At 32.9% G+C, this 18,239-nt stretch carries 13 protein-coding genes; all 13 read right to left on the reverse strand.

The features are described from left to right. Nucleotide 1 precedes the first annotated feature (1 nt). The 13 genes from ACM55K_RS09060 to uvrA all read right to left on the reverse strand — a co-directional run bounded on the left by ACM55K_RS09060 (nucleotide 2) and on the right by uvrA (nucleotide 17,623). A complete protein-coding gene (locus ACM55K_RS09060; RefSeq protein ID WP_416849918.1) occupies nucleotides 2–574 on the reverse strand; it encodes a chemotaxis protein CheB in 573 nt (190 codons plus the stop codon). Nucleotides 575–576: 2 nt separating this feature from the next. Further along, on the reverse strand, nucleotides 577–1,401 hold the full coding sequence (locus ACM55K_RS09065) for a CheR family methyltransferase (RefSeq protein WP_416849919.1): 825 nt from the start codon (nucleotides 1,399–1,401) through the stop codon (nucleotides 577–579). A gap of 93 nt (nucleotides 1,402–1,494) precedes the next feature. Next, nucleotides 1,495–1,932 (reverse strand): response regulator, encoded by a 438-nt coding sequence (locus ACM55K_RS09070; protein ID WP_416849920.1) that lies wholly within the window; start codon nucleotides 1,930–1,932, stop codon nucleotides 1,495–1,497. Beyond that, entirely contained in the window at nucleotides 1,932–5,198 is a 3,267-nt protein-coding gene (locus ACM55K_RS09075; RefSeq protein ID WP_416849921.1) for a PAS domain S-box protein, read from the reverse strand. The genes ACM55K_RS09070 and ACM55K_RS09075 overlap by 1 nt, the downstream gene beginning before the upstream one ends. Before the next feature lie 16 nt (nucleotides 5,199–5,214). After that, nucleotides 5,215–5,769 (reverse strand): helix-turn-helix domain-containing protein, encoded by a 555-nt coding sequence (locus ACM55K_RS09080; protein WP_416849935.1) that lies wholly within the window; start codon nucleotides 5,767–5,769, stop codon nucleotides 5,215–5,217. 411 nt (nucleotides 5,770–6,180) lie between these two features. Beyond that, nucleotides 6,181–6,708, reverse strand: coding sequence for a hypothetical protein (locus ACM55K_RS09085; RefSeq protein ID WP_416849922.1), 528 nt, complete (start codon nucleotides 6,706–6,708; stop codon nucleotides 6,181–6,183). Nucleotides 6,709–6,731: 23 nt separating this feature from the next. Further along, on the reverse strand, nucleotides 6,732–7,205 hold the full coding sequence (locus ACM55K_RS09090; protein WP_416849923.1) for a hypothetical protein: 474 nt from the start codon (nucleotides 7,203–7,205) through the stop codon (nucleotides 6,732–6,734). Nucleotides 7,206–7,208: 3 nt separating this feature from the next. Further along, nucleotides 7,209–7,886 carry a peptidoglycan DD-metalloendopeptidase family protein gene (locus tag ACM55K_RS09095; protein WP_416849924.1) on the reverse strand — a complete coding sequence of 226 codons (678 nt, stop codon included), beginning with the start codon at nucleotides 7,884–7,886 and terminating at the stop codon, nucleotides 7,209–7,211. A 100-nt stretch (nucleotides 7,887–7,986) separates the two neighbouring features. After that, nucleotides 7,987–8,250: a hypothetical protein gene (locus tag ACM55K_RS09100; RefSeq protein WP_416849925.1), complete on the reverse strand. Its 264-nt coding sequence runs from the start codon at nucleotides 8,248–8,250 to the stop codon at nucleotides 7,987–7,989. Between the two features lie 141 nt (nucleotides 8,251–8,391). Next, nucleotides 8,392–10,800, reverse strand: a complete 2,409-nt coding sequence (locus ACM55K_RS09105) for an alpha-ketoacid dehydrogenase subunit alpha/beta (RefSeq protein WP_416849926.1) — start codon at nucleotides 10,798–10,800, stop codon at nucleotides 8,392–8,394. Nucleotides 10,801–10,985: 185 nt separating this feature from the next. Further along, nucleotides 10,986–13,733 (reverse strand): gluzincin family metallopeptidase, encoded by a 2,748-nt coding sequence (locus ACM55K_RS09110; protein ID WP_416849936.1) that lies wholly within the window; start codon nucleotides 13,731–13,733, stop codon nucleotides 10,986–10,988. Nucleotides 13,734–13,920: 187 nt separating this feature from the next. Further along, on the reverse strand, nucleotides 13,921–14,649 hold the full coding sequence (locus ACM55K_RS09115; RefSeq protein WP_416849927.1) for an LOG family protein: 729 nt from the start codon (nucleotides 14,647–14,649) through the stop codon (nucleotides 13,921–13,923). A gap of 142 nt (nucleotides 14,650–14,791) precedes the next feature. Beyond that, a complete protein-coding gene (uvrA, locus tag ACM55K_RS09120) occupies nucleotides 14,792–17,623 on the reverse strand; it encodes an excinuclease ABC subunit UvrA (RefSeq protein ID WP_416849928.1) in 2,832 nt (943 codons plus the stop codon). Between the last annotated feature and the right edge of the window lie 616 nt (nucleotides 17,624–18,239).

Below are 18,239 nucleotides of genomic sequence, written 5' to 3' on the forward strand. Positions count from 1 at the left end.
ATTATTCTTTTTGTCGATCAATTTTTATTAGTAATTCAACTATATTCTCCAATGATAAAATATAATCAGGTACAATCGCAGCAATTGCTGAGTTTGGCATATATGCGGATTCTGCTGTTTTTGGGTCCTGAATAATAGCTAGACCCCCACATTCTTTTATTCGTTTTATACCTTTTGTCCCGTCATGATTAGATCCTGTAAGCACAATTCCAATTAATTTATTTTTATAGGCTTCGGCCGCCGATTCAAACAATACGTCGATTGATGGTCTTGCAAAACTTACACGTTCGTCTATCGTAAGGGAAAAGGTTTTATCCTTTTCAATTAGCAAATGATAATTAGGCGGAGCAATATAAATTTTGCATTTTTCAATTTTCTCTTTTTCGTCCGCTTCTTTTATATCAAGATGACTTTTTTCATTTAAAAGTTTTATCCATTGGCTATCGGAATGCGCTCCTACATGCTGGACTATAATAATTGGTATATTGAAATCTATCGGCAAGGCTGAGAATATAATTTTCAAAGCATTCATGCCGCCAGAAGAAACCCCTATTACTATTGCTTCATAATACATTTTTAATATTTCTTTTTAAATATTCGTTGTTTTGCTTCCAACTCAATGTATTCCTCATGCAAATCGGTAAATCGTAAACTTTCTTTGGATCCCAAACATAAAACGCCTCCATTAATGAGACTATTGTAAAAAAGAGTCTGGACTTTATTTTGTAAATTTTTATCAAAATAAATCAGCACATTTCGGCATAATATCAAGTTTACTTCAGCAAATACACTATCGGTTACTAAATTATGATTGGCCCAAACAATATTTTTTTTCAAGGATTGATTCATAATGACGTTATCATAATTAGAAGTATAATAACTGGAAAAAGATTCTTTTCCTCCCGACAATTGATAATTTGTTGTGTATTCTTTTATCATTTTGTTTGAAAAAATTCCATCTTTTGCACGATTCAAAGCCATCTGGTTAAAATCAGTAGCATAAATGGTGGTTCTGTCATACAAGCCTTCTTCTTGCAAAAGGATAGCCATAGAATAAGCTTCTTCTCCTGTTGCACAGCCAGCATGCCATATTTTTATAAAGGGATACGTTTTTAAAATAGGGATAATCTTTTCCCGTAATGCCCTATAAAAGGAAGGGTCACGAAACATTTCGGTTACTGTTATTGATAAATCTTGTAAAAGTTCGGAAGCAAATGGCTCATCATTCAGAACCTTGGATTGCATTTGAGAAACATCTTCGAATCTAGATACCGCCATTCTATTCATAATCCTGCGCCTGATATGGGCTTGGGAATACTCTCTGAAATCATATCCATATTTTCGATAGATAGCTTCCAATAACAATGAAATTTCCAGATCTGATGTGTCTTTATACCGCATTTTTTTATAATAAATTTGGTGATTTTAACCAAATCAGGAGTGATTAATAGTATCTATTGATGAAATTTAAACAAAGAAATTTTGTAAAATACATTACATGCGATCCATATACCAACTTAATTCTTTTTCCATTTTTTGGTATTTAAAAATGGTAGTGATTATTTTTTGCAGGCGAACAAATGCAGTTTCACTTTTCACAACGTAATCAAATGCCTTGTGATGCATACAGTTTATGGCCACTTCAATTTTATCTTGCGAAGATAGCATTACAACTGGAATTTGTGGATTGAATTCTTTTATTTTATCCAAAGTTTCAAGACCGTTCATGGCATTTTCTACAATACCATCAAGTTGATAGTCTAATATTACTACATCTGGATTATGAGATAAATTTTCAATACAGAGTTCCCCAGTCGGATAGGTTTCCATTTCAAAATCCCCATTTTCCATGAATTCAATTTCTAAAGATTTTAAAAATAAGGCATCATCATCTACCAGGAAAATTTTTATTTTTGTTTCGTTTTTTATCATTATGTGTTTTTAATTATGTTAAGTTCTTCTTCTAATTCGTTGCAGGCTTGTAAACAAACTTCTTCAAGTTGTAGAACCAAGTTATGTATTTCCTCTGATTTTTCTTGTGCACTTGCAAATTCCTGTATTTTTTTTGCCATGTTTTCAAAATTTGGACTGATTCCCATTATTGAAAAAGACGGAATCATTTTATGTGCCGCCGCACCTAATAAAGACCAATTTTGATCTGCTAAACTTTGTTTAATTGTGTCAATTAAAGGTGGGGTTTGTGCTAAATATAGTGAAATCATTTCCATCATTAAAGCTGGATTAGATTTTGTTCTTTGATTTAAATACACCAGATCAATACACTTTATTTTTTTCTTAGTATTATCTTTTTCTTCCAATTTCTCTTCTAATTTTTCATTAAGTTTTGCACTAAGTTTTGCAAGTTTTGGTTTCTTTAAGATACCAACTATCTTACTATACAATAGTTTTTCGTCAATTGGTTTTGCAAGGTAATCATCCATTCCCACTGCCTTACATTTTGCTAAATCAACAGTAGTAACATCAGCAGTTAAAGCAATAATTGGGATTTTAGAATTCATTGTTTTACGAATGTATTCTGTGGCTTCAAATCCATTCATTTCTGGCATTTGTAAATCCATCAGAATGATATCGTAATGCTTTTCTTTTAGTTTTTCTATGGCAATTTTTCCATTTTCGGCAATATCACGATCAAAACCAAATTCGTCCAATAGTGTTTTCATTAATAATTGATTGAGAGCAATATCTTCAACCACTAACACTTTTATGTTTTTTATTTCGGTATCTAATTCCATCAGCTCATTTTCTAATTCAGCATTGGCATTTGTTTTTTGGAAACTTAAGGTAAAACTAAATCGGGAACCCTCATTGACGTTGCTTTTTACACGAATACTGCCTCCTTGTGGTTCAACTAATTGTTTTACAATGGCCAGACCTAATCCTGTTCCTCCATATAATCTTGAAGTTCCGCTGGAGGCCTGTTGAAAATTATCAAATATTGTTTCTATTTTTTCCTCGGGAATACCAATTCCTGTATCAGTTATGGCAAATTCGATAACTACTTTATCTTCATCTTCAAGCAGTAAATGAACACCTACCGTAATTTTTCCGTCTGTAGTAAATTTTACAGCATTACTTACCAGATTTAAAATAATTTGGTGTAAACGAACTGGATCACCCACAAGAACATTAGGGATTCTATTGTCATATTCTGTAACCAACTGTAGGTTTTTTTCTTGAATTTTTGTTTCAAATAAATGAAGCATAGCTGAAATGGAGCACTTCATTTTGAAAGGTGTTTTCTCAAATGTCATCTTACCTGCATCTACTTTTGCTAAATCAAGTATGTCGTTAATGAGCACGATTAATGCATCACCACTCATTTTTATTGCGTTTAAATATTCTTTTTGTTTAATGGACAAATCCGTTTTTAATACCACTTTTGTAAATCCAATAATAGCATTCATCGGAGTACGAATTTCATGACTCATATTGGACAAAAATTGCTGTTTTGCTTTTACCGCATTTTCAGCAATGATAGTGGCACTTTCTGCTTTGAGTTTGGCTTCTTCTGCAAGTTCGGTAGCTAATTCAGCAAATACTCTAGCTTCGATCAATTCAGTGGCAATTCTTTTTTGATCTGTTACATCTCGTGCAACAATCACAACACCAACTACATTCCCGAGGTCATCTTTATAAACCGAACCGTTGAACAGTACATCGGTTAGTTTACCATCTTTATGGCGAAGTGTAAGTGGAGAATCAGCAACGGAACCTTCAGCAAATACTTCCTGATAAACTTCACGTGCATTTTGTGGTTCAGTGAAATAATCAAAAAAGTCAGAACCAAGCAATTTTTTCCGTTTAATGCCTGTTATATTTACCAAAGCCTCATTCATGTCAGTAATCTTCCCTATGGTATTTATTGTGACCAAAGGATCAAGGCTTGCTTCAATCAAACTAAGAGAATATTGAGAAGCTAATTTTGCTGCGTAGCTTAATTCTTCCAGTTCTTTATTTGCAATTTCCCGCTTAATTTTTTCTTTATTTTGAAAGAGAAGTTCTTTGTTTGCAATGATTAATTCATCAGCGCGTTTTTCTTTTTCATCGTTTTGAAAAGCAAGTTCTTTATTCGCAATTACTAATTCAGCAGCTCGCTTTTCTTTTTCATTATTTTGAAATAAAAGTTCTTTATTGGCGATAATTAATTCGTTTGCTCGTTTCTCTTTTTCATCGTTTTGAAAAGCAAGTTCTTTGTTAGCAATTGCTAATTCAGCCGCTCGTTTTTCTTTTTCATCATTTTGAAATAAAAGCTCCTTGTTGGCGATTATCAATTCGTTAGCGCGCTTTTCTTTTTCATCGTTTTGAAAAGCAAGTTCCATGTTCGCTACTGCTAATTCTGCAGCCCGCTTTTCTTTCTCCTTGTTTTGAAATACTAATTCATAATTAGCAATGATTAGTTCAGCAGCACGTTTTTCTTTTTCTTTATTTTGAAAAGCAAGCTCTTTATTGGCAATTTGTAAATCCAAAGCCCATTTTTGTCCGGCAATATCTCTTGCAACAATAACGACTCCTAATACATTTCCTTGATTGTCTTTATAAACGGAACCGTTGAATAATACATCGGTCAATTTTCCATTTTTATGTTTAAGTGTAAGCGGAGAATCAGCTACAGAGCCTTTTTCAAATACTTCCTGATAGACTTTGCAAGCTTTTTGTTTTTCGGTAAAATAATCGAAGAAATCAGAACCCGTAAGTTCTTTTCGGGAGATACCCGTAATGTTCACTAACGCCTCATTCATATCGGTAATCTTGCCTTCGGTATTTATGGTAACCAATGGATCAAGACTTGCTTCAATCAGACTTAGCGGATATTGAGAAGCTAATTTTTCAGCAGTTATATCCCTTGCTGCTGCAAAAATTCCAAGGACATTTCCTCCTTCATCTTTATAAACAGAAGCATTATATAACACATCGGTTAATTTTCCGTTTTTATGTTTTATCGTCAATGGATAATCTGCAATAAATCCTTTTTCAAAAACTTGCTGACACCCTTTTTTTGCTTTCTTTTCCTCAGTAAAATAATCAGAAAAGTCAGTGCCTATTAATGCTTCTCGTGAAACTCCAGTAAATTTTATTGACGCCTCATTAACATCAGTTATTTTCCCTTCGGAACTAATAGTAACGAAAGGACCAAAATTGGCTTCAATTAAATTTCTGGTATATTGAGATTTGTGCATACTCGTACTTTACAATTTATTCATTTACATTCCCAATTTCTTCAATTGGATTTCGTCTTTTATCTTTCAATTGTTTAAAATGAGAAGGGGAGAGTCCCGTAACTTTTTTAAACTGACTAGAGAGATGAGCGACACTGCTATAATTCATTTTCCATGCGATTTCAGTAATGTTCAATTCGCCGTAGATAATTAATTCTTTTATTCGTTCCGTTTTATGGGAGATGATAAATTGCTCGATTGTTGTTCCTTGCACTTCCGAAAATAAGTTGGACAAGTACGTATAATCGTGGTTTAATTTCTCACTTAGATAATCAGAAAAATTTACTTTTATATTTTCAGTGGAATGATGGACCATTTCAATAATCACATTTTTTATTTTTTCAATAAGCATGGCCTTTTTATCATCCATTAATTCAAGTCCCGAATCCAATAGTGACAATTTAAGTTTACCCCGTTGATCCATAGAAATATTTTCCATAATTTCAACTTCGCCTAAATCAACAACAATGAAGTGGAGTCCAAGTTTTTTTAATTCCTCTTTTACCGCCATTTTACAGCGATTACTTACCATGTATTTGATATATAGTTTCAAATTATTTTTTTTAAAAGATTATGTAAAAATCGAATAAAAGCAATTAAAAGGACTTATATAACTTTCAAAAAAAGTTGCATAATTCACACATTATTAATTTCAATGTATCTTTAATAATGGAGTGTTCGGAAAAAAAAGAGTAATTAACTGCAGCTTGTTTTTAAGACAGATACACTCGGTTACTATTTTTTATAGTATAAATTTACGAATAAACTCCGAAAAAGAGAGGCTGTTTTAGCATTTAATAAAAGCAGTACTGTTGTGAAATAGTACTGTTCTTGAAATAATCGCAAAGAAATTGACGCCCAAGATTTATCAGAATTATGAATTTTTTGGGTAGAAAAGCAGGAGGAATTATTTCAGATAATTAGTTTTTGGTCTGAATTCCTATTAGTATAAAGCTGTTATTTCTGCTGCCGTAGCATAATTTTTTTTGGTTTTATCAGAAGTTGCCAAAAAGTATGTTTTTCTATTAACAGCAGTAAAATTGCCTGTTTGACTATTAAATTTACTGGCATTCCCTTTTATATTGAAACGAATAGATTGAATATCAGTAGTTTTTATTTTATTCATTTCTAAAGCAGAAAAGGAGTAATACGATACAATTTGATTTTCTGTATTCTCCCGAATTCCTTTGTCAGAACATATAATAACGATATTGTCAGTTAGATAAACATAAACTATTCCTGCGATATTGAATGCCGGGTTTGTAGTTTCAATGGCTAATTTAAGGATTCCTCCTTTTTCTGTTTTTGCAATTTGAATAGTTGCAGCTCCAGTCAAAGCATAGTTTTCACAAATAAAATTCCAAGAATTCGTAGCTCGATAGGATTTGGAACCTTTAAAACTCAATTCTTCCTGACTTGTTGCAGAAATGGTTGCGATAAATAATAAAAAAAGTAGGACTTTTTGATTCATGAATTTCGTTCTATTACTTAAAGTTATTTGTTTTGAAAAGCATCTACCCAATCCAGTGATTTAATAGCCGAAACTTTGTTTTCTTGATTGATTGAAACGCGGAGTTCTTTGTTGGCAACTTTCTTTGTATACAATGCTTTATAACGAAAAATAGTAATTTGATCGGTATTATTTTTGTAGATTTCAACTAACTGTAAGTCTTTAAAAGTCCCATAATATTGACGGAATTTGGTGCAAGTTTTTGTCAATCGTTCTTCGGTTGTATTTTTAATTACCGAAGTTGTTGCTTCACTTTCGTTAAAAGGTTTAAACTTGGAAGTGTTACACGTCATTAAAACTCTTTTTCCTAATTCATAAGCTTTATCTTTTTGAGATGCACTGACTTCAGAAAATGTTAGTTTGATTATCTTAGCCTCTTCAGGTACAGGAGCAACAACGTTTTTAGATTTACAACCAATGAGTAAAATGATGCTTAGAATGAGAATTATCTTTTTCATAATTTATATAATTTTTAATAATAAATTCGGATCTGGACAGTTTTCTAAATAATAATCCAAATCACTTTTACTGCAAACTCCCGGATAATCTCCAAAATTATCTCCTATGTTTTTTATAATTTGAAAGTGTAAATGAGGTGAATAATCCCCATTAATTACGAAATTACCCAAAGTCGCTATTTGTTGCCCTTTTTCAACAAAATCCCCAATTTTAATTTCAGTAATGCTTTCTAACGAAAGATGACCATATAATGTGTAAAAAATCTGATTTTCTATTTTGTGTTCTAAAATAATTGTTGGACCATAATCTCCTAGACCAACATTGTATTTAAAACTATGAATAGTTCCATCAAGCGCAGCTAATACAAGAGTTCCTGCTTTTACCCATAGATCTAATCCTATGTGAATATTTCTTTCTTCCGTTTTTGAATCATTAAAAACGGCACTCCTTTTGTACAAATTGCGTTCTTCATTGTATCCTCCAAAAGCTACTTTGGCTTTGCTTGTTGTTAAATAATTTTCAATGTATTTTCCGAAATTAATTGAATTGCTAATGTCCAATTTTAATAATTCATGATTAAAAATTGATAAATCTAAAGATATATAGTTTTTATAATCAATAGAATCATCTATCACTTTGACATTTTGTATGCTTTTTAAAATAGTTTCCAAAGCGTTCATTTTTATTATTTTTTAATAAAGTTTAAATTTAAAATAAAAAATGCCAACATAAATAATTTATGTTGGCATTATAACTTTTAATTAAGAGAATAATTGAGTGTTATTTTTTAATCTCAATTTTTGCTTCTCCACCCGAAACATTTACACTAGTTTTAGTGGCTCCATCTTTAGTGGTAACATTTACACCATCAGTGCCAACTTTTATAGAGGTACTATCTTTCGCTTCTTCTGAGCCTGGTGTTATGGAAGTAGTAGGTTCGCCATTTGTTTCTACCTGTGGAGCAATAGGATTGTCATCTTTTTTCTTGCAGGAAACTATCGTCATTATCGAAAGTATTCCTAAAATCAGTATTGTTTTTTTCATATTATATTTTATTATGGTTATTGACTAATTAATTGATTACCAATTTAGTATTTTAATTGTTAAAAACAAACTATTAATTAGAATTCAAAAAAAATCCCAACCTTATTTAGATTGGGATTTCAATTTAGAAAAAATTATGTTTTAATACAAACTTGGATATTGAACTGGATTTACTTCATTCATCATTCCATATACTTTTTCAAATATATCTTCGATAGATGGTTTAGAGAAATAATCACCGTCTGTGCCATAAGCAGCTCGGTGTGCTTTCGCAGTTAATGTCTGAGGTTTGCTATCTAAATAATTATAAGCATCTTGTTGTTCTATAATTTGTTGTAAAATATAGGCCGAAGCGCCTCCCGGAACATCTTCGTCTATTACTAAAAGACGATTTGTTTTGGTAATACTTTTTACAACATCTTGATTAACATCAAAGGGTAATAAAGATTGAAGATCGATAATCTCGCAATCAATACCTACTTCAAGTAATTCTTTGGCTGCTTGCTGTATTAATCTTAAAGTGGAACCATAAGAAACCAGTGTGATATCAGTGCCTTCTTTCAACGTTTCCACCACTCCAATTGGTGTTTTAAATTCACCATAATTCAGCGGCATTTTTTCTTTCAATCGGTAACCATTCAAACATTCGATTACTAAAGCAGGCTCATCACATTCTAATAAACTGTTATAAAAACCAGCTGCCTGGGTCATATTTCTAGGAACCAAAACATGAATTCCTCGTACCGCATTTATAATCATTCCCATAGGGGAACCAGAATGCCAGATTCCTTCCAAGCGATGACCACGTGTTCGAATGATTAAAGGTGCTTTTTGCTTTCCTACAGTTCGGTATCTCAATGTTGCTAAATCATCACTCATGATTTGAATAGCGTACAATAAATAATCCAAATATTGAATTTCGGCAATAGGGCGCAAGCCTCTTAATGCCATTCCTATACCTTGACCAATTATGGTTGCTTCACGAATTCCAACATCGGCAACACGAAGTTCTCCATATTTTTCCTGCATTCCTTCTAAACCTTGGTTTACATCTCCAATGTTCCCGGCATCTTCACCAAAAATTAGTGTTTCAGGATATTTTGTAAAAATAGCGTCAAAGTTATCACGCAAAATCATACGTCCATCCGTATCTTCTTTTGCATTTTCTGAATACTCAGGTAAAACTTTCTCTACTGAAAATACATTTAAATCCGTCTCCGAGAATAAGTTACTGCTAAATTTTTCTTGGGTTTTATTTGTGTAAGAAGTGATCCACAGCGATAGTTCTTCTTTACCTGTTTCGTTCATTATTAAACGCAGTACTTTTCTAGCAGTTACAAGAATCTCCTTTTTCAAAGGCGATTTTATGCTGTTTAAATCAGCAATCAGTTTTAATATTCTTTCTTTATTTTTACTTGTTTCTGCTATTTTTTGCAATAAAGAAACCAGTTCTTTTTGTTCTTCAACTATAGGTTCAATGAAAGCATTCCATGCCGCTTTTTTAGCTTCAAAAACATCTTTCTTCGCTTGTAAATCAATTGCTTCAATTTCTTCTGAAGAGGCAATATTGATGGCAATCATCCATAATTTCATTTGACGGAGACAATCAAAATCTTTTTCCCATGCCAATCGATTCGAGTCTTTATATCTCTCATGAGATCCTGAACTGGAATGTCCTTGTGGCTGAGTCAATTCGTTTACATGAATTAAAACCGGAATGTGTTTTTCACGAGCAATAGTAGCCGCTTTTTCATAAGTAGCAACTAAGTCGGCGTAATCCCAACCTTTTACTTTTAGTATTTCGAAACCATTCGTATTATTTTCTCGTTGGTATCCTTTTAATATTTCAGAAATACTTTCTTTGGTTGTCTGATGTCTTGCATGAACAGAAATTCCATACTCATCATCCCAAACACTCATAACCATAGGTACTTGTAATACCCCGGCAGCATTTATAGTCTCAAAGAATAATCCTTCAGAGGTACTTGCATTGCCTATTGTTCCCCAAGCAATTTCATTACCATCTACAGAAAAATTTGCTGCATTGGTAATTCCTGAAACTTGACGGTATATTTTTGATGCTTGCGCTAATCCTAATAATCGAGGCATTTGTGCTGCGGTAGGAGAGATGTCAGCACTTGAATTTTTTTGTTTGGTTAAATTTTTCCAAGATCCATCTTCATTTAGACTATGTGTTGCAAAATGCCCACCCATTTGTCTTCCTGCTGACATTGGTTCTTGTTCAATATCAGTATGTCCGTATAAACCCGCAAAAAATTGTTGTATGGTTAATTCACCAATGGCCATCATAAAAGTTTGATCGCGATAATAGCCAGAACGGAAATCTCCATTTTTGAAGGCTTTTGCCATAGCTAACTGTGGTACTTCTTTACCGTCACCAAATATTCCAAATTTAGCCTTTCCAGTCAATACTTCTTTGCGTCCTAGCAGGCTGCATTCCCTGCTTATAGTAGCTAATTTATAGTCACTTAATACTTCAGTTTTGAAATCTTCAAATGTCAGGGTAGTATTGATTTTTTCTTTTATCATAATTGAAAGTATAACTTTGTGGTGCAAATTTAATTAAAAACTAGCTATTTTCATAATTCCTTAAAAGAAATATAATTTAATTATTAGTAGTCAATTTGAATTTAGTGTATGTATTATTTTATTATATGTACATAAATAGCTATTTTTTGAAGAATAGTGCAATTTATATTGATTTTTATCTTGGATTAGAACCATTTTCGATTAAAAAGATTGATTAATGTTTTTGGAGAGAATGTAACTATAAATCGAATTTTTTCGTTGTAATTATTTTGTGCAACTTCCCATCCATTGTTGGAATAAATTGGAAAATACAATTCGAAATAGTCCGTTACCAGATTCAGACGAATTCCACTATCATATACGAATCTCGCATTTTGGTTTTTATTTTTAATAAGACCGATGTCACCGTATACTTCCATCCAATTCCAAATATTAAAACTTCCGTTTAAGGTAGTAATCCATTGATTGGCAAATGGGGTGTTCAGTTTTGATTTAAAACCACCTTCAGCTAATATAAATTGTTGGCTATAAAATCCTTTGCTTTCAGACCTGCCATAATAGTTATAATCGAATAAATAATCGGTTGGGCGGTCTAATGCAAAACTAAAAAAATCTGAAGCGGTTGTGTTGTATAAAAAACTACCGGCATACAATCTTAAATTAATCTGAAGATTGTTTTCAAATAATTTTCGGTATTCTATTTCACTCGCAATTTTTCCAAATTTACCTGATAGTTGTACATCAGACATGAAACTAAAATGATTGGTTACCTCAGTTCTTGTATTAAAGTATTTGGCATCAAAAACCGAATAATTTTCAGTTGAGTTATCAACAATTAAAGCACTCTTTTCTCTATTCACCAATACTTGACGAAGTATTATAAGTTGTTTTCTATTGTCTCTAAAGTTTTCTTCACGGATTCGCAATTGCACCATAGGATTTATTTTAAGATAAGATGCATCCGGCGCATAATGAAAATAGGAGCCAGATACAGAATATCTTACGTTGTAAAGCGTGCTGTTTCTATAATTTTGATTTGCTGAAAAAGATGCGGAACCAGAGAGATTATCAGTTTTTGTAGAATAAGCGGGATTGATATCAAATATAAAAGGTTTGTCCAAAATAGTTTTGTTATGAAGTCTTAACCCTGGACTCAGTCCATCATAATAATTGTAAGTAAGTGTAGGAACGTAAAGGACTTGATTGTAATACGGATCTTCCAAATCCTTCATAAATACAAATTTAACGGGACGATTATTTGGAAAAAAACCTTCCAATTTTTTCCAGTTATTTCTTAAATTGTATTCTGGAACTTCATTATTGTAATTTAAAATGATTTTATCTGCATTTTTTCTTCCAATGGTAAAAGTACTGTCTGTTTCATTGGCGTCAAGCCATTTTTTAAAAACTATTTCCCCTTTTTTTACTCCATAAACCGGAACCGGAACCAGAACATTGGTTTTGTTTTTTACTGAAAAAGTAATGCTGTCTTTCGTTTTTGTAACATTAATAAATTTATAATCAATGATTTCGCGTGAACCAACTATTGTTTTAAAAAACCAGTTAATATCTTTAGTGGTATTCGATTTTAGTATGGTTTCAAAATCAGTTCTCGAAACTTGTTTTTCCTTATTTTCAGCGTAAAATTGGCGAATGCTATTGTTTACTTCATCATGCTCCAGATAATCATCCAGAAATCTAAAACTCAATCCGGCACGATATTTACTGGCAATTTGTTCGTTGAATTTTATTAAACTGTTTTTTGGGTCACCAAGTGGCTGGTCCAGGTTTTTTCTGGCCATCAACATATAAAAATAGCTATATTGCTCATTAAAACTTAAGTTGGTTAAGTTATAGCTTTTTAATAATCGAAGTTTAGAAACACTGCCAAACATCTTTGCATCTGGATGATTTTCATCAATGTATTTCATCATGGCATACACTTGAATCCCATCATAAATCCAGTTGTCTTTTCGAGGATCTAAACATAAACTAGTCTTTAAATAGGAATTCAAATAGGTTTTCAAAAATTTAATCTCGAAAATAAATTCGTCCGAAAACGGACTTAAAAAAGAAGGCAATTGGTTTAATCCATAAAAAGGATTTCTCTCATAATCAGTTTGAGAAACTATTATTTTTTCATGAGGATATTTACCAACAAGCGTATTTACATAATCCATCACACGATCAACAATAACCGCTTTTTGAATGGCACTTATTTTATTTTCTTTGAGATTAGTCAGTACTTCAGTATTCTTATTTTTAAAACTGATGAAACTGGATTTTGGTTCTACAAAAAGGCTAAAATCGGTTCGGTTATTTCCATACAATTTATAGTTGGAAAAATTTCCTGCCTTGTTTGGCAAACTACTATTTAAATCAGAAGTAATTTCTAAAGTAGCAGGTGTTTTCAGGTCGATATCATAACTGGAAACGGCATTGGCAATGTCATCTAAATTATTGTTGCTGTTTCGAATAAAATCATGGTTCTCATAACGGGCAGGAGTAAGGAACCAGTTTTTAAGATTCATTTCGCCTTTATTATTAAATCCGTATTTGGTAAATTTATCACTTGGGATTTTTGTAATATAGGTGAGATGTAAAGTAGTTTTTTGATTTGGAAGTAGTTTCTCCCTTAATTTAACTTCAATATAATCTGGATTTTTCTCTGTTCTTCCCCATGAAACGAATAGTAGATTCGCATCAATAATGGTTAAATTATTCGTGCTTCCTCGTTCTTCCTCTTTAGCCAAATGAAAACCTCTATAAAATTCATCCGAAAAACGTTTCGCCAAAGGAGTATTTTTATCAGAATACGCATGGTTCCAATCATTCAAAACTATGGAAGTCAACGTATCATCTGATTGGTTGAAAAAAGTGATTTCTTGTTGAATATTCAATGTTTTGTCCGCTGGATTCAACTCAACAATCATTTTGGAATGATGTTGTGCATATTGTTTTACCGAAACTAATAAAACAAGGGTATAAAAGGCAATTTTATAGAATGATTTCAACTTTTGGGGCTCAATTTATTAAAAAAATAAATATACTTATTATTGGATAAAAATGGAATAAAATCTGATAAAATATAAAAAAGCTGTTGGTTAGACAGCTTTTCAATTAAAAATTCGGAGTTAAATCATATTTTTTATAGAATTTATCTAACACATCAACGACTTCATCTTCGGTGTCGACAATTTTAAATAAATTCATGTCTTCAGCGCTTACAGTACCTTCTTTTTCTATTAAAACCGTTTTTATCCATGCGATCAATCCGGCCCAAAAGCTGGTGCCAACTAATATTATTGGGAATTTTGCAATCTTTTTCGTCTGAATTAAAGTCATCGCTTCAAACAATTCATCCATAGTTCCAAAACCACCCGGCATCACCACAAACCCTTGGGAATATTTGACAAACATCACTTTTCGAACAAAGAAATAATCAAAATTCAAGTTCTTATCTGCATCAATATAAGGATTGTAATGTTGTTCAAATGGCAATACTATATTCAATCCCACAGAGGTTCCACCGCCCAGATGTGCGCCTTTATTTCCCGCTTCCATAATTCCCGGACCACCGCCAGTAATCACGCCATAACCGGCTTTACTGATTTTGTAGGCAATTTTTTCGGCAAGCAAATAATATTTATCTTCCGGTTTTGTCCTAGCCGAACCAAAAATGGTCACACACGGACCTATGCGTCCCATGCTTTCGTACCCATTCACAAATTCGGCCATGATTTTAAAAATAGCCCAACTGTCATTAGTTCTTATTTCATTCCAGGTTTTTCTTTTCAGTCTGTCTTGGATTACTTTATCCTCGTCATTATCAAAATCTTCTAATCTCATATGCTATATTTTAAATCTTATTTTTTGAAGCTATTTCCTGCTGTACGCTGTATCTTTCTAGTTCTGAATTTGTTTCAGAATCCTGAAACAAATTCAGAACTAGAAAGGATGCCGCTTCCATCAGGGCTAGGGCTCCCAAATACTAAAGTAACTCTTTTTTCAAAAACTGCGCAGTATAACTCTTCTTAATTTTTATAATTTCTTCAGGCGTTCCTTTCGCAATGAGTTGTCCACCGCCTTTTCCACCTTCAGGACCAATGTCTATAATATAATCGGCCAGTTTAATTACGTCCATATTGTGCTCGATAATCAATATCGTATTCCCTTTATCTACTAGTTTATTGATTACTTCCATCAACACTCTAATATCCTCAAAATGCAATCCAGTAGTGGGTTCATCCAGAATATAAAACGTGTTTCCTGTATCTTTTTTAGATAATTCTCCAGCCAGTTTGATACGTTGTGCTTCACCACCGGAAAGCGTTGTGCTTTGTTGGCCAAGCGTAATATAACCCAAACCAACATCCTGAATGGTTTTTACTTTTCTATAGATCTTCGGAATCATTTCAAAAAACGGAACCGCTTCATCTACTGTCATATTCAACACATCCGAAATGGATTTTCCTTTAAATCGAATCTCCAATGTTTCCCTGTTAAAACGTTTCCCTTGGCAGGTTTCACATTCCACATAAACATCTGGTAAAAAGTTCATCTCAATCGTTCTTACACCCGAACCTTCACAGGTTTCACAACGTCCGCCTTTGACATTAAAACTAAATCTTCCCGCTTTATATCCCCGAATCAGACTTTCAGAAGTCATCGTAAAAAGGTTTCTAATTTCGGTAAAAACTTCGGTGTATGTTGCCGGGTTGCTTCTTGGGGTTCTTCCAATAGGACTTTGGTCAATATCAATCACTTTATCGATATGTTCCAATCCTTCAATTTTTTTATACGGTTGTGGCTTTTTGACACCGTTGAAATAATAGGCGTTCAAAATAGGGTAGAGCGTCTCATTAATCAGAGTTGACTTTCCACTTCCCGAAACTCCGGTTACACAAATCATTTTGCCCAAAGGCAATTCTATCGAAACATTTTTCAGGTTGTTTCCTGTTGCTCCGGTCAGTTTTAGGAATTTTCCATTTCCTTCCCGACGTTTTGCAGGAACTTCAATTTTCATTTCGCCGTTCATGTACATTGCTGTGATAGTATGATGTTTCAGAATTTCGGCAGGTGTTCCTTTACTGATAATTTCTCCGCCATATTTTCCTGCTTTTGGGCCAATATCAATCACATAATCGGCACGTTCAATCATATCTTTATCGTGTTCCACCACAATTACTGAGTTTCCAATATCGCGTAATTGTTCCAGAGAATGAATCAATTTATCATTATCTCTTTGGTGTAAACCAATACTTGGCTCATCCAAAATATATAAAACACCAACTAACTGAGAACCAATTTGTGTTGCCAAACGGATTCGTTGTGCTTCACCACCCGAAAGTGACTTTGAACTTCGGCTTAAAGCCAAATAATCCAAACCTACATTCATTAAAAAGTTCAATCGATCCTTAATTTCTTTGATTACTTCAGTAGCAATAATCTTTTGTTTATGAGATAAATGGTTTTCTAAATCAAGAAACCAAGCTGTCAAATCCGAAATGTCCATATCACACAATTCGGTAATGTTTTTTTCATTGATTTTAAAGAACATCGCTTCTTTTTTCAAACGGGAACCTTCGCAAACAGGACATTTTATTTCGTCCATAAACTCCTTTGCCCAACGTTTTATAGTTGTTGAACCACTTTCGTCATGTTGGTTTTTTATGAAATGCGAAATCCCTTCAAAATCAATTTTGTATTCTCGTGCAACGCCTAAATCTTTGGAGTTTATGGTGAATTTTTCTTTTCCGCCATTCAAAATCATTTCCATAGCTTCCTGCGGAATGGTTTCTATGGCATCAGTCAATTTGAAACCATATTTTTCTCCTATGATTTCCAATTGTTTAAAAATCCACGAACTTTTATATTCGCCCAAAGGAGCAAATCCACCACTTTTTATGGATAATTTCGGATTTGGAATAATCTTTTTTGTATTGATTTCGTTTACCGTTCCTAAACCGTTGCAATAATCACAGGCCCCTTTTGGTGAATTGAAAGAGAATAAATTAGGCTCGGGATTTTGATATGAAATTCCAGTACTTGGACACATCAAATTCCTGCTAAAAAAACGTACTTCATTTGAATCTTGGTCCAAAACCATCAATACATTTTCCCCATGATGCATCGCCGTATTGATGCTTTCAGTCAAACGTTTTTCATTTTCTGGAGTATCGTCAATCACCATTCGGTCCACAACAATTTCTATATCGTGTGTTTTATAACGATCTAATTTCATCCCTAAAGTAATGTCTAGGATATCGCCATTCACTCGAACTTTAAGAAAACCTTGCTTGGCAATTTGTTGAAAAAGCTCGGCGTAATGTCCTTTTCGAGCGCGAATAACCGGAGCTAAAATATTGATGCGTTTTCCGGTAAAATCCTGAATAATCAAATCTTTGATTTGTTCATCGTTATAACTAACCATTTTCTCGCCGGTATTGTAACTGTATGCATCAGCACCACGAGCATACAACAAACGCAGGAAATCATAAATCTCAGTGATAGTTCCTACTGTGGAACGCGGACTTTTACTGGTCGTTTTTTGTTCAATGGCAATTACTGGTGAAAGTCCGTCGATTTTATCCACATCTGGCCGTTCTAAGCCGCCCAGAAATTGACGTGCATAGGCAGAAAAAGTTTCTACATAACGGCGTTGTCCTTCGGCATAAATAGTATCGAAAGCTAAGGAGGATTTCCCAGAACCCGAAAGACCGGTAATTACGACCAGTTTTTCCCTAGGAATGGAAATATCTATATTTTTAAGATTGTGGACGCGAGCGCCTTGAACTTCAATGGTATTGTCTTTGTCTAGCATAATTTTTGCAAATTCCGAATGGTCGGAAGCAAAGTTACCATTTTGATTTATTCTTTCGATAGAACAGTTTAGAAGTTTATGTTAAAAAGGGGTATAAAAAACGCCAACCTAAGTTAGCGTTTTTTAGTTTTCATGATGTCATGACTTTTATTATTTCTAATTTTTAAATTTTATTTTACTTTTTGATAATTACTAATTTCACTAGCTTCCGGTCCATCCAGACTCTTATATCTCACTTGACTTTTTGATATGACTATTTCTCCACCACCATGCCAGTCTCCATCTTCTTCACCATCTTCACCAAAACTTAAAATTATTTTATCTCCTTTTATAATTTTCGTAAATTTATAATTTTCATTTTTATTGAAATAAATTTCATCATTTCCGGATATCTTTATTGTGAGTTTTTTTTTAATATTTAATGGTTCAAATGCATTTGTATTGTATAAAAAATAAGTGCCATCAACAAGATTATTTAGAGGAATTTTTTTTAATGAAGTGTCTAGTCCTGAAATAGTGATACAGGATTAATAAAAATAAAAATACAATTTTTAAACAGTAGTAAGCAACAGTTTACTACTGTTTTTTATTTTATAGGTTCTCATTTTAATTTGTT

The sequence above is a fragment of the Flavobacterium arabinosi genome, from assembly GCF_048158725.1.
Lineage (GTDB): Bacteria > Bacteroidota > Bacteroidia > Flavobacteriales > Flavobacteriaceae > Flavobacterium > Flavobacterium arabinosi.